Source organism: Paracoccus sulfuroxidans, from assembly GCF_007830335.1.
Lineage (GTDB): Bacteria > Pseudomonadota > Alphaproteobacteria > Rhodobacterales > Rhodobacteraceae > Paracoccus > Paracoccus sulfuroxidans.
The window spans coordinates 16,479-35,634 of record NZ_VLKU01000007.1 but is presented as its reverse complement, the minus strand read 5'-3'; the positions used below and the strand labels follow the sequence as shown (position 1 = coordinate 35,634).

The window sequence follows — 19,156 nt, the reverse complement described above, 5'->3', positions numbered from 1 at the left end:
TGGCGGGCCTTAGCATCGAAAGGGTTTACGTTCAATGAAGCCTAGCCGTTCAGCCCGGCGCTGACGAAAAAGACGCGCGGGTTTGCGCCGTCGGCATAGCCCACGCCCGAGGCGATCACGCAACTGGTCGCATCCGCGCGCTTCAGGACGACCGTCCACGTGCCCATCACCGTCGAGCCCCAAAGCTGCGTGTCATTCGCCCCGCCCGAGACCAGTTCCTCGCCGAAATCCTGCTGCAGGGTCTGGTGAACCTTGGCGTCCTGATCGCAATAGGGCTGCGCGGGACCGGCCTGATCGGCCACCGGCGCGGTTTTCGCCATCTCCAGAACCGAGTTCACATCCATCCCGGCCACGGCGGGCCAGCCGCGCGGATTGGCGAGATTCTCGTCACGCGTGGTGATTTTCGCCAGCGTCGGCGCGGCCGAAAGGGCGGTCATCAGCACGGCCAGCGTGGCGGTGGGTATCAGGCGGGTCAGGTTTCGGTTCGTCATGGCGGTCCCCTTCGCGAATGCTCCTTTATTGGCGGGTCGTGCAGGGAAAACGCGCGGACCCCCGTTGTGGTTTCAATCGAGGCGCGTTTCGATACGACCCCTCGCACGGGTCGGCACATCCGGCTAGAACGGGGCAAGGGCTGAAGGGAATTGCGAATGTCGATCTTGCTTGCGGATGTCGGTGGAACCAATGCGCGCCTTGCGCTGGCGGGTGATCAGGGGCTGGACCCGGCCTCGATCCGGCGGTTCCGGGGCGACGATCACGCCAGCTTCGATGAGGTCGTGCGGCTTTATTTGGAAGAAATGAACCTCGCATCGGTCGAGGCTGTCTGCGTCGACGTGGCGGGGCCGGTCGGGAACGGAGAGGCGAAGCTGACCAATCGTGACTGGTCATTTTCCGAGGCAGGTTTGCGCGTGCTGACCGGTGCCAAGCAGGCGCGGCTGATCAATGATATGGTGGCGCTTGGCTATGCGACGCCGGGCCTTTCCGGCGAGGCATTGGGCGAGGTTCGGGCCGCGCCCGAGGGGCGTTCGCGCAACGGCCAGCGGCTGGTGGTGAACGCCGGGACCGGCTTCAACGTCTGCGCCGTCAAGGTCCTTCCGCAGGGCGGGATCGCCTGCCTTGAGGCCGAAGAGGGCCACACACGCATGCCGCTGACCATTGCCGAGGCGCTGGCGGCCGAGGTTCCGGCCTCGACGCTTCCGGGCTTTGACTCGGTCGAGGAACTGTTTGCCGGTCGCGGCCTGTCGCGGCTGCATGCCGCGCGGACCGGCCAGCCCGCCATCCGCGCCGAAGAGGTGACGCAGGCCGCCGCGACCGATGCCGAGGCCTGCGCAACCTGTGACATCTATGCCCGGCTGTTCGGTCTGCTTTGCCGCGAGCTTGCGCTGCGTTTCATGCCGATGGAGGGGATCTATCTGGCGGGCAGCGTCGCACGCTCGGCCGCGCATCGGCAGCAGATCTTTCTGGACGCCTTCCTGTCGGACCCGCTGATGGTCCGCATTCCGCAATCGGTGCCGATCCATGTCATCCGTGACGATATGGCCGCGCTTCATGGCTGTCTTGCCGCAGTCAGCTGAAAAAAATGCCCTGATGTTTGGAATCGGGGGTGAATTCTGTTAAGCCGGTGGCAACAAATCAAAGAATCCCTTGGCAGGACAGGCAGTCGATGAAAAGGTTGATCCAGGCAGGCACCGCTGCCGCGGTAGTTTTGGGTTTCGGTGCTGGCGCTGTTCTGGCGCAGTCTTCTGGATCATCTTCTTCCTCCTCCTCGTCACCGTTTTCGGGGCTTTTCGGCGGGGCCAAGGGCAACGAGGGCTCCCCGGTTCAGCTTGATTTCGTCGTGCAGGGCGATGACGGCTCGCTGGCCAAGTCGCTGCGCAGCGGCTCGCTTCTGGTCAGCGCGCAGGATGAGGGCCGCGTGACCGGGCAGGATATTCTGGCCGCGGCGCGGGGCGATTACGCCCGGATTCTGGGGAATCTTTACGATCAGGGCTATTACTCGGTCGTCATCAACATCACGCTGGACGGGGTCGAGGCGGCGCAGATCGCGCCTCTGGACGCGCCGCATTCGGTGAACAAGGTCGTCGTGGCGGTTCAGCCCGGGCCGCAATACAAGTTCAGCCGCGCCGATATCGCGCCGGTTGCGCCGGGAAGCGACCTGCCCTCGGAATACCGGCGGGGCGAGGTGGCGCGCACCGGCGACATCAAGCGCGCGGCCAATGCGGGCGTCAGCGGCTGGCGCGATCAGGGCTATGCCAAGGCCGAGGTCGCGGCCTCGGACATCATCGCCGACCACAACAGCTCGACCATCGACAGCCGCATCGCGCTGCAACCCGGCCCGCAGCTTCGCTTCGGCAAGCTGACGATTCGCGGCTATGACCGGCTGGACCCGCGCCGTCTGCGCAAGATCGCGGGCTTCCCCGAGGGGCAGCGCTTCGACCCCGAAAAGATCGAGGATGTCCGCAAGCGCCTGCGCCGCAGCGGTGTCTTTTCCGCCATCACCTTGACCGAGGCCGATTATGTCAGCCCCGGCAATACGCTGGATGTCGACCTGCTGGTGGTCGAACAGAAGCCCCGCCGGATCGGCGGCGGTTTCGAATATTCGACCTCGGAGGGGCTGGCGCTGACCGGCTACTGGATGCACCGCAACCTGTTGCGCGGGGGCGAGCGGCTGCGCGTCGACGCCAGCGTCAGCGACATCGGCTCGGGCACCACCGGCATGGATTATGCGATGGGCGTGCGTCTGGACCGCCCCGCGACGCTGAACGCGGACACCACCGGCTATCTGGAAACCAAGGTCGAGCGTCTGCGCGAGGAAGATTACGACCTTGATTCCGCGACCATCGGTCTGGGCTTCACCTATATCCCGAACGATCGCCTGACAGCCGATATCGGGCTGCAATACCGCGCGCTGAAGTCGACGGATGACGCGGGCACGACCAATTTCCGGCTGATCGCGCTGCCTGCCAGCGTGATCTGGGACAAGCGCGATGAGCCGACCGACGCCAAGCGCGGCTATTGGCTGTCGGGCACGGCGACGCCCTTCATCGGTCTGCAGGACGAAACCGGCAGCGGCGCGCAGCTGACCGCCGAGGGCCGCGCTTTCTACAGCTTCGGCACCGACGACCGCTTCACCCTGGCCGGTCGCGCGCGGCTGGGCACCGTGCTTGGCCCCGACATTCAGGAAGTGCCGCGCGACTATCTGTTCTATTCGGGTGGCGGCGGCACCGTTCGCGGCCAGCCCTATGAATCGCTGGGGGTCGAGGTCATTCAGGGCCCCGACGGCCCGGTCAAGACCGGCGGCATGAGCATCGCCACCCTGACCGCCGAGACCCGCATTCAGGTCCGCGAAAAGATCGGCCTTGCGATCTTTGCCGACGCCGGGCGCGTCTGGTCCGAGGGTGGCTGGCAGGGCGAAAGCGGCTGGCAGGCCGGCGCGGGCGCGGGCATCCGCTACAAGACGCCCATCGGCCCGTTGCGCTTTGACGTGGCCGGTCCCGTCGGCGGCGACACGGGCGAGGGGATGCAACTTTACCTAGGTCTTGGGCAGGCGTTCTGATGCACCGGTTTCTTCTTCGCATTCTGCTGGCCTTCTGGGTCGCCCTGCAACTGCCGCTGGGCGCCATCGCGCAGGACAGCGCCGCCGAGATTTCCGAGGAGGTCGAGGACGACAAGGGCTTCATCACCCGCTTTCTGGAAGAAAAACTGTCGGGTGCTGGCCGTCAGGTCGTGCTGACCGGGTTTGAGGGCGCGCTGTCGTCCCGCGCCACTTTCACCCAGCTGACCATCGCCGATGACGACGGCACCTGGATCACGCTGCGCAATGGCGCGATCCAGTGGAACCGCTCGGCGCTCTTGGGGCGTCGCATCCAGATCAACGAATTGTCGGCCGAAACCATCATCCTGCCCCGTCTGCCGGGTGGCGGCGGGGATGCGCCCAAGGCCGAGGCGACCGAGTTCGCCCTGCCGACGCTGCCGGTCTCGGTCAATATCGACCGCATCAAGGTCGACCGGGTCGAGCTGGGCCAGCCGGTCATCGGCGCGGAAGCGGTCATCGGCATCGACGGCTCGATGCAGCTGGCCGATGGCGAGGGACAGGCGAAGCTGGCGATCAACCGCGTCGACGGGCCGCGCGGCCAATTCGCGCTGGACACCAGCTTCTCGAACGAGACGCGGGTGCTGGCGCTGGATCTGTCGCTGGACGAGGACAAGAACGGGCTCTTTGCCAACCTGATCCAGCTGCACGACCGCCCGGCGGTCAAGGCCGAGATCAAGGGCAATGGCCCGCTGAGCGATTACACCGCCGATATCACCATGGCGACCGATGGCCAGCCGCGCATCAGCGGCAATGTCACCATCGACGCCGAGGAACGCGCAGGCGTGGCCGGGACGGCGTTCCGGCTGAACGTCAACGGTGATGTCGCGGCGATCATGCCGCCGCAGCACAAGGCGTTCTTCGGTGGCACCTCGCAACTGACGGCCGAGGGCTGGCGCGGCGAGGATGGGCGCATCCTGATCCCGGTGCTGAACGTGACGACCGACGCGCTGAACATGACCGGCTCGGCCACGACGACGGGCAATGGCGCGCCGCAAAGCATCGATGTGAAGATGCTTCTGGGCGAGGATGCGGGCGCGACCACGCTGCCGGTGCTGCTGCCCTGGGCCGACAAGCCGACGACCGTGCGTTCGGGCAATCTGACGCTGCAATTCGATGCGGCGCGCGGCTCGGGCTGGGTGCTGCGCGGGCGGCTGAACGATGTCTCGCGCGATGAGGGGCAACTCAGTGAGCTGCGTCTGGACGGGCGCGGGCGGCTGAACCTGACCTCGGCGCAGGGGCTGGAAGAGGTGCGGGGCTGGGTGGCCTTCGGCATGGATGGCATCGAGCCTGCCGATGAAGGGCTGGCCACGGCCATCGGCAACAACCTGAACGGCGGCCTGAACTTTGCCCTGAAACCGGGCGAGGCGCTGGCGCTGACGGGCATGAACATCAACGGCACCGAATACGGGCTGACCGGCGATATGACGGTCTCGGGGCTCTCCTCGGGGATCACGCTCTCGGGCGACATCACCTCGACCTATGACAATCTGGGCCGGCTGTCGCAACTGGCCGGGCGTCAGGTCGGCGGCGGTGCCAAGGCGCATGTCGTCGGCAGCTATGCGCTGCTGGGCAAATCCTTCGACGCCAATGTCGAGATCCTGGGGCAGGACATTCAGGTCGGGCAAGAGCATGCCGACCGGATTCTGGCCGGGGAATCGCGCATCGCGTTGGACGCGCGCCGCGACACCTCGGGGATCGAGCTGCGCGGGCTGACGGTCAAGGCGCAGAACCTGACCGCCGATGCCAAGGGCTTCCTCAGCAGCACCAGCGCGGATGTGACGGCGACCATCGACATGCCCAGCCTGACCGTGGCGGACCCGAAAATGGCGGGAGCCATGCGTCTGGACGCCAATCTGACCGGGCCGCAGGATGGCCGCAAGTTGCGGGTGACCGGCAAGGCGCAGGGACTGGTGACCGGCATCCCTGAACTCGACGGCGCGCTGGACGGCGAAACCGATCTGACGGTCGAGGCCACCCAGCGAGGCGGTGAATTCGAGGTCGAGAAGCTGGAGCTGGTCAACCCGCAGCTGTCCGGGCGCGGTCAGGGCAGCTTCGCGCCCGGCGCGCTGAATGCGAAAATGGACTTTGCCTTCCCCGATCTGGCGGTGCTGGGGCGTGGCTTCTCGGGCGGGCTGACGGCGACGGCGACGGCGACGGAACAGGGCGGCGCGCGCATGCTGGATCTGACCGGGCGCGGCACCGATCTGCGGCTGGGCAGTCAGGACGGCGATCCGGGGCTGACCGGCGTCACGCTGCTGAAGCTGACTGCCGAGGAGCGCAATGGCGAGATCACCATCAACGACCTGAAGCTGGACAATGCGCAGGCGGTGGCAGATGTGCGCGGCTCGCTCGGCAAGTCGAAGACCGACCTGACCGGCAATGTCGATCTGAAGTCGCTGGCGGCCTTCGGGCAGGGCTGGCGCGGCGCGCTGAAGGCACAGGGTAGTTTCGTCGATGACGGCACCGGCGCGCGGCGTCTGGATGTGACGGGCACCGGCACGGATCTGTCTTTCGGGCAGGCGCAGGTCGACGGTGCGCTGGCGGGCGAAACCCGCCTGACTGTGCAGGGGACCGAGCGTAACGGCATCTTCGCCATCGACACCGCCCAGATCGAAAACCCGCGCCTGCATGTCGGGGCCGAGGGGCAGGTGGGCATCAATGCGACCGACGTGAAAGCGACGGTTCGCGCCGATGACCTGCGGTTCCTGGGTCGCGGCTTCCGCGGCGCGGTCAACGCCAATGCCCAGTTGCGCGACGATCAGGGCGCGCGCCACATCACCGCCAGCGGCACGGCAGACGGTTTGGCCGTCGGAAATCCGCAGGCGGATGGCGTGCTGGCCGGGCATTCGACCTTCGAGGTTGACGCGCGGCTCTCGGCCGACAACCGCATCACGGTGAACAGTCTGCGCGCGCAGAACGGCCAGTTCCGCCTGACCGGCGACGGCGATCCGACGACGGGGCTGAACCTTGACGCGCGGCTGAACGATCTGGCGCTGCTGGTTGATGGCTTCCCGGGGCCTGCCGAGGTGCGGGGCACCATTCGCCAGACGCCGCAGAACTATGACGTGAACCTGACGGCCTCGGGGCCGGGTGGCACGCGGGCACAGGTGACCGGCGGCATCGCGCATAGCTTTGCCACCATGGACCTGCGGGTTGCGGGCAATACCGAGGCCGCCGCCGCGAACCCCTTCCTGCGCACGCGCAGCGTTGACGGTCCGGTGACCTTCGATCTGCGGGTGAACGGCGCGCCTGCGCTGGAATCGCTCTCGGGCCGGGTGTCGCTGAATGGCGGGCGTCTGGCCGAGCCGAAGCTGGGCCTCAGCATCGGCACGCTGAACGCCAATGCCGATTTCAACGGTGGCCGCGTGGTGGTTGACGTGAATGGCGAGGTCGAGGCCGGGGGCCATATCACCGTGAACGGGCCGGTCAATCTGACCGGCGACCGCTCGATGGATCTGGCGGTCAACCTGAACCGGGTGATCCTGCGCGACCCGAACCTCTATCAGGTGCAGGTCTTCGGCGACATCACCGTGACCGGCTCGGCCGTGCAGGGGCCGCTGGTGGCCGGGCGCATCGACGTGCGCGAGGCCGAGTTGCGCATCCCCTCGACCGGGCTTGGTGGGGCCTCGGCCATTCCCGATATCCGCCATTTGGGCGAACGCCCGCCGCAGCGCCAGACCCGCGCCAAGGCGGGGCTGCTGGAATTCCCCAGCGAGGATTCGCGCGCCGCCGGCATGAACACGCCGCCCGCTACGCCGCCCGCCAATCCGGCGCGCTTCGACCTGACGATCAACGCGCCCGATCAGGTCTTCGTGCGTGGTCGCGGCGTCGACGCCGAACTGGGCGGAGAGCTGCGCGTCACCGGCAACGCCCGCCAGCCGATCCCGGTCGGCCAGTTGGAGCTGATCCGGGGCCGCGTCGATCTGCTGGGCAAGCGGTTCGACCTGACCGAGGGCCTGATCGAGCTGCAGGGCAGCCTGATCCCGGTGATCCGACTGGTGGCCGAAACCGTGCAGGATGGCATCACCACCCGGATCATCATCGACGGTGAGGCGCAGGACCCCGAGATCAAGTTCGAATCCTCGCCCGACATGCCCGAGGAAGAGGTGCTTTCGCAGCTTCTGTTCGGGCGCGGGCTGGACAAGATCAGCGCGCTGCAGGCCGCTCAGCTGGCCAATGCGGTTGCGACGCTGGCCGGGCGCGGCGGCGAAGGCATCGTCGGACGCCTGCGGGCCTCGACCGGGCTCGATGATCTGGATCTGGCAACGGATGATGAGGGCAATGTCTCGGTTCGTGCGGGCAAGTACCTGTCGCGCAATCTCTACACCGACGTGCAGGTGGGCGGCGACGGCAAGACACGGCTGAACCTGAACCTCGACATCAACACGAACCTGACGGCGCGCGGCTCGGTCAACAGCGAAGGCGACAGCACGCTGGGCCTGTTCTATGAGCGCGATTACTGATCCCGCCTCTGCCGGGGGCTGACCCCGGCAGAGCTTTCCCCTTTGCGGCTGGCGGAAAATCGATCACCTTGGGCCGGAAGTTCCAAGCTCAGGAAATCCCGCATGCCCAGTTTTGCCCATACGCTTGGCCGCCAGGTCTGGCGCTTTGACGATCTGGCGCAGCTGATGGCGAAGGCCAGCCCCGAACGCTCGGGCGATCATCTGGCGGGCATCGCCGCCTTGGATGAGGAAGAGCGTGCCGCCGCCCAGATGGCGCTGGCCGATCTGCCGCTGACGACCTTTCTACACGATCACCTGATCCCCTATGAGGCTGATGAGGTCACGCGGCTGATCGTCGACAGCCATGACGCCCGCGCCTTTCAGCCAGTGGCGGCGCTGACCGTCGGCGGGTTTCGCGACTGGCTGCTGTCCGATCAGGCCGATGCGGCGGCGCTGACAGCCCTTGCGCCGGGGCTGACGCCCGAGATGGTCGCCGCCGTCAGCAAGATCTGCCGCAATCAGGACCTGATCCTGATTGCCCGCAAAGTCCGGGTCGAGACGCGGTTTCGCAACACCATCGGCCTGCCCGGGCGGCTCTCGACCCGGCTTCAGCCCAATCACCCGACGGATGACCCGGCGGGGATCGCCGCCTCGATCCTGGACGGGCTGATGTATGGTAATGGTGATGCGGTCATCGGCATCAACCCGGCCTCGGATTCGCTGCCTGCGGTCGACACGCTGCTGCGGATGCTGGATGAGGTCATCCGCCGTTACGAGATCCCGACGCAATCCTGCGTGCTGACCCATGTGACCAGCGCGATCGAGTTGATCCGGCGCGGCGCGCCCGTCGATCTTGTGTTTCAATCCGTCGCAGGGACCGAGGCCGCGAACCGCAGTTTCGGCATCGATCTGGCCCTGTTGCGCGAAGGGCGCGAGGCGGCGCTGTCGCTTCAGCGCGGCACGGTCGGTGAGAATGTGATGTATCTGGAAACCGGTCAGGGCTCGGCCCTGTCGGCCAATGCCCACCACGGCATCGACCAGCAGACGCTGGAGGCGCGGGCCTATGCCGTGGCGCGGATGGTCAAGCCCCTGCTGGTCAATACGGTCGTGGGCTTCATCGGCCCCGAATATCTTTACGACGGCAAGCAGATCATCCGCGCGGGGCTGGAGGATCACTTCTGCGGCAAGCTGCTGGGCCTGCCGATGGGATGCGACATCTGCTATACCAACCACGCCGAGGCCGACCAGAACGACATGGACAACCTGCTGACCCTGCTGGGCGTCGCGGGGATCACCTTCATCATGGGCATTCCCGGCTCGGATGATGTGATGCTGAATTATCAGACGACCTCGTTTCATGACGCCCTCTATCTGCGGCAGGTGCTGGGCCTGCGTCCCGCGCCCGAGTTCGAGGACTGGCTGCTGCGGCAGGACATCACCCGCCCCGGCGGTGGGCTGAGCGAGACGCTGCCCCCCGCCTTCCGCCGCGCGATCGAGGGCGTGGCATGACGCGCGATCCGGTGACCGCGAATCCGTGGGGCGCGCTGCGGGCGCTGACCCCGGCGCGCATCGCGCTTGGCCGGGCAGGCGTCAGCCAGCCCACCGTCCCGCATCTGGAGTTTCAGATGGCCCATGCCCGCGCCCGCAAGGCGGTCGGGCTGGCGCTGGACACCGGTGCCCTGCAACAGGGGCTGGCGGATCTGGGGCAGCGGGCGATGGTGCTGCAAAGCGCCGCTGAAAGCCGCGCCGCCTATCTGCAACGCCCCGATCTGGGGCGCCAGCTTGGCCACGCCTCACGCGAGGCGCTGGCCGGGGCGCCCAAGGGGCATGATCTGGCCATCGTCATTGCCGACGGGCTGTCGGCGACCGCGATTGCCCAGAACGCGCTGCCGTTCCTGCAGGTGCTGCTGCCCGCGCTGGAGGGGTGGAAACTCGCACCCCTGACCATCGTGACGCAGGGCCGCGTGGCCATCGGCGATGAGATCGGGGCGATGCTTAGCGCGCAGATCGTGGCCGTCCTGATCGGAGAGCGCCCGGGCCTCAGCAGCCCCGACAGCCTTGGGCTTTACCTGACCCATGGCCCGCGCCCCGGTCTGACGGATGAGGCGAGGAACTGCATCTCGAACGTGCGGCCTGCGGGGCTTGGCTATCCCGAGGCCGCGCATAAGCTGGTCTTCCTGATGACCGAGGCCCGCAGGCGCGGGCTTTCGGGCGTCGATCTGAAGGACGAGGCCGAGGCGCTGGCCGGTCCCGCCATCCGCCCGAATTTCCTGCTGGGAGGTTAGCGGGCCAGCTTCTCGACCGCGCCGACACGGGCGCGGATCTCAACATCCTCACCCTCCCTGCCCGATTGCAGGCTGTCGATGATCGGGCAATCAGGCCGCTCATCGCCGTTGCAGCAGGCCACCAGCGCGCCCAGCGTGCGCGACATTTCCTGCAGCGCCACGATCTTTTTCTCCAGCGTCTCGATATGCGAGAGCGCGAGCTTGCGCACCTCGACGCTCTGGCGGTCCTGATCGCGCCAGAGGCCCAGCAGATCGCCGATCTCGGCCACGGAAAAGCCCAGATCGCGGGCGCGGCGGATGAAGCTGAGGTTGTGGACATCCGTGTCCGAATAATCGCGATAGCCCGAAGCGCGCCGGTCGGCCGGAGGGATCAGCCCGCTTTGTTCGTAATAGCGGATCATCTTGGCCGAAACGCCCGAGGCCTTGGCGGCCTGACCGATGTTCATCTTGCCTCTCCTTCAGATCAGGCCGGTGCGGGACGGCCCCGCACCGGCGGTTGTTGCTGTTTACTCGGGTGCCTTGAAGGCCTTCAGCCGCAGGGCATTGCCCAGCACGAAGACGCTCGACAGCGCCATCGCGCCTGCCGCGAAGACCGGTGACAGCAGGATACCATAGGCCGGGTACAGAACCCCCGCCGCGACCGGGATCAGCGCGGTGTTATAGGCGAAGGCCCAGAACAGGTTCTGCCGGATGTTGCCGATGGTGGCCTTCGACAGCGCGATGGCGTTCGGCACGCCCTGCAGGCTGCCCGACATCAGCACCACATCCGCTGCCTCGATGGCGACATCGGTGCCGGTGCCAATGGCCAGACCGACATCGGCCGAGGCCAGCGCCGGGGCGTCGTTGATGCCGTCGCCCACGAAGGCGACCTTGCCATGTTCGGCGCGCAGCCGCTGGATCGCGGCAACCTTGCCGTCGGGCAGCACCTCGGCCACCACCTCATCGATGCCGAGCCGCTGGGCGATGGCGCGCGCGGTGCGGGCGTTGTCGCCGGTGATCATGGCGACCTTCAGACCAAGGTCATGCAGCGCCTTGATCGCGCCGGGCGTGCTGGCCTTGATCGGATCGGCCACGGCGATGATCGCGGCCAGCTTGCCCCCGATGGCGGCGTAAAGCGGCGATTTCCCCTCACCTCCCAGCCGTTCGGCGATGGCGGCAAAGGGCGCGACATCCAGCCCAAGCTGGGCCATGTAGCGGTCGGCGCCGATCTCGACCCGCTCACCGCCCGCCATGGCCTTGACGCCAAAGCCGGTGACCGAGGCGAATTCGGTGATCGCGGGCAGGGTCAGGCCCTCATCCGCTGCCGCCTCGACAATGGCGCGGGCGATGGGGTGTTCGGATTTCGCCTCGACCGCCGCGACGCGGGCCAGCACATCGGCGCGGTCAAAGCCCGGGGCCAGTTCGAGATCGGTCAGCGCGGGACGGCCTTCGGTCAGCGTGCCGGTCTTGTCGACGGCCACGACGCGGGCGTCCTTCAGCAGTTGCAGCGCCTCGCCCTTGCGGAACAGCACGCCCAGTTCGGCCCCGCGTCCGGTGCCGACCATGATGGCGGTGGGCGTTGCCAGACCCATGGCACAGGGGCAGGCGATGATCAGCACCGCAACCGCATTGACCAGCGCGAAGCTGAGCGCGGGCGAGGGGCCGAACCACAGCCAGGCCGCGAAGGTCAGCGCGGCGACGGCAAAGACCGCCGGGACGAAATACATCGTCACCTTGTCGACCAGCGCCTGGATCGGCAGTTTCGAGCCCTGCGCCTCTTCCACCATGCGGATGATCTGGGACAGGACGGTCTTGCCGCCCACTGCCGTGGCGCGGAAGGCAAAGGCGCCCTGCTGGTTCACGGTGCCGCCGACGACCTGAGCGCCGATGGCTTTCGCGACCGGGATCGGCTCTCCGGTGATCATCGATTCGTCGATGAAGCTGTCGCCCTCGGTCACTTCGCCGTCGACGGGGATGCGCTCACCCGGGCGGATCTCGATGATGTCGCCCAGAAGGACGGCGGCGATGGGCAGGTCCTGAACCGCGCCATCGCGGCGCACCCGCGCGGTCTTGGCCTGCAGCTTGACCAGACGCTTGATCGCCTCGGAGGTGCGGCCCTTGGCGCGGGCCTCCAGAAGGCGGCCCAGCAGGATCAGGGCGACGATGACGGCGGCGGCCTCATAATAGACGTTGACCGTGCCCGCGGGCAGGAACGAGGGTGCGAAGGTCGCGACCATCGAATAGCCGTAGGCCGCCAGCGTTCCGACCGCGACCAGAGAGTTCATGTCGGGTGCCAGCCGCCACAGCGCGGGCAGGCCCTTTTCGTAAAAGCGGATGCCGGGAACGAAAAGCACCAGCGTCGTCAGCGCGAACTGGATGTACCAGTTGGCCTGCATGCCGATGGTCCGCTCGATCAGCCCGTGCACGCCGGGGATCAGGTGCGCGCCCATCTCCAGCAGGAAAACCGGCAGGGCCAGCACGGCGGCCAGCGTGAAGTCGCGCTTCAGCTGAAGCCGCTCGGCCTCTTTGCGGTCGGGCGTGTCCTCGGGCTGGTCGGTCTGGACCACGGGCGCGCCGATGCGCTGCGCGGAATATCCGGCCTTGGCGATGGCGGCGATCAGATCGGAGGGGTCGGCGCTGCCCTGAACGGTCGCACGCTCGGTCGCCAGATTGACGGTCGCGCCGGTGGTGCCGGGCACGGCCTTCAGCGCACGTTCCACCCGCCCCACGCAAGAGGCGCAGGTCATGCCCTCGACCTGAAACTCGATCGCCGAGGCGGGCACCTCATAGCCCGATTTCTGGATAGCCTGAACCAGATCCTCTTGCGAAACGCCGCTGGTGGCGTGAATGGTCGCGCGTTCGGTCGCAAGGTTCACGGCGGCATCGGTCACGCCCGGCACCTTCTTCAGCGCGCGTTCGACCCGACCTACGCAAGAGGCGCAAGTCATCCCCAGCACCGGAAGCTCGATGGTGGTGCTGGGCACGGAATAGCCGGATTTCTCGACCGCCGCGACCAGCCGCGCCGGATCAAGCGAGGCAGGGGCGGTGACGCTGGCCCGCTCGGTCGCGAGGTTGACCGAGGCGGCGGTGACGCCGGGCACATCCTTCAACGCACGCTCGACCCGCCCGACGCAAGAGGCGCAGGTCATGCCTTCGATCGGCAGGGAAATCGTGGTCACTTCGGGGTCGGAGATTGGGCTTGGGGCGTTCATCGCTGCCTCCTTCTTTCTGAAATCCGAATCAAGGTCAGCAATACAGATAGAGGTTCCAACCATTGGAAGGTCAAGGTTGGTGTGCGGATTATTCCGCCCCCTTGACCTTACAACCGTTGGAAGCCTTAGATGGGGTTGCAGAGGGTGAAAGGCAATGAAGTCCCGATGCAGCCGTCCTGCGCACCCAAGGTGACGCCTGTGACGTCACACCGGCAGGTCTGGCGCGGCATTGGCTCACTCAGGCAAAGGAGATTTCACGATGAACAAGCTGACCCCCATCTTTATCGCAGGCGCGCTGGCCGCCGCAGCCGGGCTTGCCTTTGCGCAAAGCCAGACCGAACCTGCGGGCGGCATGCAGGGCCATGATATGTCGGGCCATGACATGTCCACGATGCCCGCTGCGGGTGCGGACGACAGCCCCTCGACCAAGGCCTATATCGAGGCCAACAACCGCATGCATGCCGATATGGCCGTCGAATATACCGGCGACGCGGATGTCGATTTCATGCGCGGCATGATCCCGCACCATCAGGGCGCGATCGACATGGCCAAGATCGTGCTGGAGCACGGCAAAGACCCGCAGGTTCGCGCGCTGGCCGAGGAAATCATCAGCGCGCAGGAGACCGAGATTGCCACCATGCGTGACTGGCTGGCCCAGCACGACAAGTAGGCCGCACCGGCCCTAGCAGGGATTGTGCGGCGTCAGCAGGCCGTGGCCGAAGACCCGGTCGCGGCCGTTTTCGCCCAGATCGCGGGCTGAGGCCTGCAGCCGCTCTTTCACCTGCTGCGGCGTCAGCTCGGGGTTCTGCTGCAGCAAAAGCCCTGCCGCCGCCGTCACGAAGGGCGCGGCATAGGAGGTCCCGGTGCGCACGCGCGCGCCACTGACCGAGGCTGCCGTCCAGACATCGACGCCGGGTGCCGCCAGATCGATGTACTGGCCCCGGTTCGCGCGGCGATAGATTTGGCCCCGCCGGTCGACGGCGGTGACCGCGATCACCTGCTCATAGGCGGCGGGATAGGCGGGCTTGGCCGAGGGGCCGAAGTTGCCCGCCGCCGCGACCAGCACGATCCCCTTCTGATCCAGCATCTTCAGCTGCTGCCCCAATGCCTCATTCGCGGGGCCCGCGAAGGACAGGTTCACCACCCGCACGCCCTTCTGCGCCAGCAGGTCCAGCGCCTCGATCAGCGCGAACGCGTCCATACGCTCATCGCCCCGGGCATTGTGGAAGCCGTCAACAGCGATCAGCTGCGCGCCCGGCAACAGACCCGGAGAGCGGCTTTGCGGGTCCCCCACCAGCAGCGAGGCGACCGCCGTGCCGTGGACCTGCTCTGACGCGCTGGCATTGCGCTGGATGCGGTGCAGCTCGACCCTGGAAGAGGCGAAGACCGGGTGATCGGGGTTCAGCCCGGTGTCGACCATGCCGATCAGGGGCGGCTTGCCGCAGGCCGCCGTCGCCTGCGGCCAGTCGATCATGCTGCGCGCGGGGCAGTCGGGGCCGGTGCAGGCGGCTTGTTGCGAGGGGCGGTAATAGTGGTTGAAGTCGACGGGCTTGTTGGCGCGGTCCCTGACCGCGCGGCGTGCCTGAGCCATCGTCAGCCACGCGGGCTTGCGCAGCCGATGCGCCATGGTCCCGTCGACCAGCACGCGGGTCTGCAACAACTCGAACCCCCGCGCCTGCAGGAAGGCGACGTCGGGCTCGATCAGGCCCTGGGTCAGCAGCTCATTCGGCACGATGCGGGGCGGGGCGGGCGCTCGGGCCGGGGCCGGACGGCGCACGACCGGAGCGTCATCGTCGTCATCATCATCGTCGTCGTCATCGGCATAGGCCGCCGAAAGGGCACCCAGACCATCGGGTCCGGTCCGCAGGTCCATGGCCAGAACGGTCAACAGGGCAATGATGAACAAAAGAATGCGCGACATTCCGACCTCGTTTTGCAAGCGTTCTCGACATCTACGGCCCGGGATCAGTATTAGTCCAAGGATTGGTTAATTTTTCTTCTCAACGCGGAGAGATCTGATGGATCCGGCTTTCGGTGATGCTCTGGTTCGCCTTTTGCCCAATCTTCGCCGATTTGGCCTGTCGCTGTCACGGCGGCATGATATCGCAGACGATCTGGTTCAGATCACCGTCGAGCGGGCGATTGCCAATGCCAGAAGCTATGACCCGGCCCAGAAACTGGAGCCATGGCTGTTTCGCATCATGCGCAATGCCTTCATCGACATGACAAGGCGCAAGCGCACGGCGGGGATCGAGGTCGATGTGTTCGAGATGCCCGAAAGCCTGCCGACAGACCCCTCAGCCGGGATCGAGGCGCGGCTGATGCTGCAATCGGTCGAGGTGGCGATGCAGGATCTGCCCGAGGAACAGCGCGAGGTCCTGCATCTGGTCTGTATCGAACAGCTCAGCTACGCCGAAACCGCCGATGTGCTGGACATTCCCAAGGGCACGGTGATGAGCCGACTGGCCCGCGCCCGTCTGGCGCTTTCGGAAAAACTGGGCATGGCGGGGAATTAAATGGCTGCTCCCGCGTATATGAATCATCTCTCCGTGACGGTAAGGAAGCCCGATGCAGATCAGTGACGAAACACTCATGGCTCTGGCGGATGGAGAGCTTGCCGCCGACGAGGCGCAGGCCGTGCAGCAGGCGGTCGACGCCGATCCCGCCCTGCAGGCCCGGCTGCGCCGGTTTTCCGAGACGCGGCGGCTGCTGCAAGAGGCGGCGGGATCGGCCAAGGCGACCCCCGCCGATGATCCGCTGATCGCGATGATCCGCAAGGCGCAGACTTCTGCGGCCGAGCCGACCCGCATCGAGCCGGCCCGTATCGAGACACCCGCGCCCGCGAACCTCAACCGTCGCCCGTGGCAGGCCATTGCGGCCGCCGTGGCCTTGGCGGTGGTGGCGGTCGGCTGGTTCGGCATGGACCGCAAAACCGGCATCGCGCCCGCCGAGATCGCCGCGCTGGACAGCCTTCCCTCGGGCGAGGTGCAGGTGCTGGAGGGCGGCGGTGACCTGACGGTGATCGCCTCCTATCGCGATGCGGACGGCACGCTTTGCCGCGAATATGAAACGCGCGGCACGCCGCAGGTCACGGTCTCGCTGGCCTGCCGGACGCAGGACGGCTGGGAAAACCGCTTTGCCGCGACCATGACCGGGGATGCCGAGGGCTTCGTTCCGGCCAGCGGCGATATTCCGGGGCTGGACGATGCTCTGGCGGGCATGGGCGCGCCGCTGTCGCCCGAGGATGAGGCTGCGGCCCTGAAGCGCTGAGTGCATCTGAAAAGGCCCGGCAGATCTGCCGGGCCTTTTGATGTCTATCCCTGCGCGGGCGTCAGTCCGCCACGCAATCCGCGTAATGGCGGACCACGCCGTCCGGCCCGGTTTCCTGCACCAGCCCGTGGATATCGGTCTCGAACCCCGGACATTCGCGGGCGAATTCGCGGTTGAACCGCAGGTAATCCACGATCTTGCCATTGAAGGTCTCGCCCGGGATCAGCAGCGGAATGCCCGGCGGATAGGGCGTGACAAGGCTGGTGGTGATCCGGCCCTCAAGCTCATCAATCGGGACACGCTGCGTCTTGCGGCGCGCGATATGCGCATAGGCGTCCGAGGGGGTCATGGCCGGGTGATGCTCGGTCAGGTAGATCTCGGTCGACAGCCGCGCGACGTCGTATTTCGCGTAAAGCGCATGGACGTGCTGGCTGAGGTCGCGCAGGCCCATATGCTCATAGCGGGGGTGCTTGGCGCAGAACTCGGGCATGACGCGCCACAGGGGTTGGTTGCGGTCGTAGTCATCCTTGAACTGCTGAAGCGCGGCCAGCAGCGTGTTCCAGCGGCCCTTGGTGATGCCGATGGTGAACATGATGAAGAAGCTGTAGAGCCCCGTCTTTTCCACGACGACGCCATGCTCGGTCAGGTATTTCGAGACGATCGAGGCCGGGATGCCGGTGTCGTCAAAGCGCCCGTCGATGTCCAGACCGGGGGTGATGATCGTGGCCTTGATCGGGTCCAGCATGTTGAAGCCCGGCGCCATGTCGCCAAAGCCGTGCCAGCTGTCCTCGCCATCGCGCTGGACGCCTTCGCTGTCGGTGCGGCGCAGGACCCAGTCCTTGGTGCGGCCGATGCCTTCGTCGGAAAGCTCTTCCGGGCCCCAGACCGCGAACCACCAGTCATCCTCGCCGAAATCGTCGGCGACCTTGCGCATGGCGCGGCGGAAATCCAGCGCTTCAAGGATGGATTCCTCGACCAGCGCGGTGCCGCCCGGCGGCTCCATCATCGCGGCGGCGACGTCGCAGCTGGCGATGATCGAATATTGCGGGCTGGTCGAGGTGTGCATGAGGTACGCCTCGTTGAAGAGGTGGCGGTCAAGCTTCACCTCCTCGCTGTCCTGCACCAGAACGTGGCTGGCCTGAGAGATCCCCGCCAGCAGCTTGTGGATCGACTGCGTGGCATAGGTGACCGAATGCTTGGTACGACCGCGCTTGCGGCCCATCGCGTGATAAGTGCCGTAGAAGGGGTGGAAGGCCGCGTGCGGCAGCCATGCTTCGTCGAAATGCAGGTTCTCGACATAGCCGTCGAGCATGCCTTTGATTTCCTCGGTGTTGTACAACACGCCGTCATAGGTCGATTGCGTCAGCGTCATCACGCGCGGCTTGACGCTGTCGGCATCGACGCCCGCCAGCAGCGGGTTCGCGCGGATCTTGGCGCGGATCGCCTCGGGCTCGAATTCGGAATGCGCGATGGGGCCGATGATGCCCCAATGGTTGCGGGTCGGGCGCAGGAAAACCGGGATCGCGCCGGTCATGATGATCGAATGCAGGATCGACTTGTGGCAGTTGCGGTCCACGACCACGACATCGCCCGGCGCCACCGTGTGGTGCCAGACCATCTTGTTCGAGGTCGAGGTGCCGTTCGTCACGAAGAAGCAATGGTCCGCATTGAAGATGCGCGCCGCATTGCGTTCGGACGCGCCAATCGCGCCGTTATGGTCCAGAAGCTGGCCCAGCTCTTCGACCGCGTTGCAGACATCGGCGCGCAGCATGTTTTCACCGTAGAACTGGTGATACATCTGGCCGATGGGGCTTTTCAGGAAGGCGACGCCGCCCGAATGGCCGGGGCAGTGCCACGAATAAGAGCCGTCCTCGGCGTAATCCAGAAGCGCCTTGAAGAAGGGCGGCTGGATGCCTTCCAGATAGATCTTGGCCTCGCGGATGATGTGCTTGGCGACGAATTCCGGCGTATCCTCGAACATGTGGATGAAGCCGTGCAGTTCGCGCAGGATGTCGTTGGGCAGATGGCGCGAGGTCTTGGTCTCGCCATGCAGGAAGATCGGGACGTCTTCGTTCTTCCAGCGCACTTCCTCGATGAAGTTGCGCAGGTCGACGACGGCCGGGTCCAGATCGGGGCCGGTGCCGAATTCCTCGTCGTCGATGGACAGAACGAAGGCCGAGGCGCGGCTTTGCTGCTGGGCGAATTGCGACAGGTCGCCATAGCTGGTCACGCCAAGGACTTCGAAGCCTTCATTTTCGATGGCTTCGGCAAGGGCGCGGATGCCAAGGCCCGAGGTATTCTCGGACCGGAAATCCTCGTCGATGATGACAATGGGAAATCGGAACTTCATCGGCCTTCCTTCTGATCGGCACCTCG

Annotated in this window: 13 protein-coding genes; 8 read left to right on the top strand and 5 right to left on the bottom strand. The window is 66.3% G+C overall.

Annotation, left to right across the window (positions count from 1 at the left end; translation table 11 throughout):
• Nucleotides 1-41 precede the first annotated feature (41 nt).
• The gene (locus tag IQ24_RS11795) at nucleotides 42-491 is read right to left on the bottom strand and encodes a hypothetical protein (protein ID WP_145398168.1); all 450 of its coding nucleotides are present in this window, start codon (nucleotides 489-491) and stop codon (nucleotides 42-44) included.
• Between the two features lie 156 nt (nucleotides 492-647).
• Here IQ24_RS11795 and IQ24_RS11790 point away from each other — a divergent pair, with 156 nt between their 5' ends.
• The 5 genes from IQ24_RS11790 (at nucleotide 648) to eutC (ending at nucleotide 10,319) form a co-directional block, all read left to right on the top strand.
• Nucleotides 648-1,571 (top strand): glucokinase, encoded by a 924-nt coding sequence (locus IQ24_RS11790; RefSeq protein ID WP_145398167.1) that lies wholly within the window; start codon nucleotides 648-650, stop codon nucleotides 1,569-1,571.
• Nucleotides 1,572-1,660: 89 nt separating this feature from the next.
• On the top strand, nucleotides 1,661-3,553 hold the full coding sequence (locus tag IQ24_RS11785; RefSeq protein WP_145398166.1) for an autotransporter assembly complex protein TamA: 1,893 nt from the start codon (nucleotides 1,661-1,663) through the stop codon (nucleotides 3,551-3,553).
• Complete coding sequence (locus IQ24_RS11780; RefSeq protein ID WP_145398165.1) at nucleotides 3,553-8,055, top strand: translocation/assembly module TamB domain-containing protein; 4,503 nt, start codon at nucleotides 3,553-3,555, stop codon at nucleotides 8,053-8,055. Before IQ24_RS11785 ends, IQ24_RS11780 begins: the two co-directional genes overlap by 1 nt.
• A gap of 102 nt (nucleotides 8,056-8,157) precedes the next feature.
• Nucleotides 8,158-9,543: an ethanolamine ammonia-lyase subunit EutB gene (locus IQ24_RS11775; protein WP_145398164.1), complete on the top strand. Its 1,386-nt coding sequence runs from the start codon at nucleotides 8,158-8,160 to the stop codon at nucleotides 9,541-9,543.
• Nucleotides 9,540-10,319 carry an ethanolamine ammonia-lyase subunit EutC gene (eutC, locus tag IQ24_RS11770; protein ID WP_145398163.1) on the top strand — a complete coding sequence of 260 codons (780 nt, stop codon included), beginning with the start codon at nucleotides 9,540-9,542 and terminating at the stop codon, nucleotides 10,317-10,319. The genes IQ24_RS11775 and eutC overlap by 4 nt, the downstream gene beginning before the upstream one ends.
• On the opposite strand, the gene cueR is transcribed toward eutC, so the two are convergent.
• Nucleotides 10,316-10,765 carry a Cu(I)-responsive transcriptional regulator gene (gene cueR, locus IQ24_RS11765; protein WP_145398162.1) on the bottom strand — a complete coding sequence of 150 codons (450 nt, stop codon included), beginning with the start codon at nucleotides 10,763-10,765 and terminating at the stop codon, nucleotides 10,316-10,318. The two genes, eutC and cueR, sit on opposite strands and share 4 nt — an antisense overlap.
• Before the next feature lie 60 nt (nucleotides 10,766-10,825).
• Nucleotides 10,826-13,510, bottom strand: a complete 2,685-nt coding sequence (locus IQ24_RS11760) for a heavy metal translocating P-type ATPase (RefSeq protein ID WP_242008116.1) — start codon at nucleotides 13,508-13,510, stop codon at nucleotides 10,826-10,828.
• A 259-nt stretch (nucleotides 13,511-13,769) separates the two neighbouring features.
• Between IQ24_RS11760 and copM the strand changes: the two genes are divergently transcribed.
• Nucleotides 13,770-14,180, top strand: a complete 411-nt coding sequence (gene copM, locus IQ24_RS11755) for a CopM family metallochaperone (protein ID WP_145398161.1) — start codon at nucleotides 13,770-13,772, stop codon at nucleotides 14,178-14,180.
• A gap of 12 nt (nucleotides 14,181-14,192) precedes the next feature.
• Here the strand turns inward: copM and IQ24_RS11750 are convergent, their stop codons facing one another.
• Nucleotides 14,193-15,431, bottom strand: coding sequence for a S8 family serine peptidase (locus IQ24_RS11750; protein WP_145398160.1), 1,239 nt, complete (start codon nucleotides 15,429-15,431; stop codon nucleotides 14,193-14,195).
• 97 nt (nucleotides 15,432-15,528) lie between these two features.
• On the opposite strand from IQ24_RS11750, the gene IQ24_RS11745 reads away from it, so the two are divergent.
• The gene (locus IQ24_RS11745) at nucleotides 15,529-16,026 is read left to right on the top strand and encodes an RNA polymerase sigma factor (protein ID WP_145398159.1); all 498 of its coding nucleotides are present in this window, start codon (nucleotides 15,529-15,531) and stop codon (nucleotides 16,024-16,026) included.
• 52 nt (nucleotides 16,027-16,078) lie between these two features.
• Nucleotides 16,079-16,780 carry an anti-sigma factor family protein gene (locus tag IQ24_RS11740; protein ID WP_145398158.1) on the top strand — a complete coding sequence of 234 codons (702 nt, stop codon included), beginning with the start codon at nucleotides 16,079-16,081 and terminating at the stop codon, nucleotides 16,778-16,780.
• Between the two features lie 61 nt (nucleotides 16,781-16,841).
• Here IQ24_RS11740 and IQ24_RS11735 read toward each other — a convergent pair whose 3' ends face one another.
• On the bottom strand, nucleotides 16,842-19,130 hold the full coding sequence (locus tag IQ24_RS11735; RefSeq protein WP_145398157.1) for an arginine/lysine/ornithine decarboxylase: 2,289 nt from the start codon (nucleotides 19,128-19,130) through the stop codon (nucleotides 16,842-16,844).
• Nucleotides 19,131-19,156: the final 26 nt, after the last annotated feature.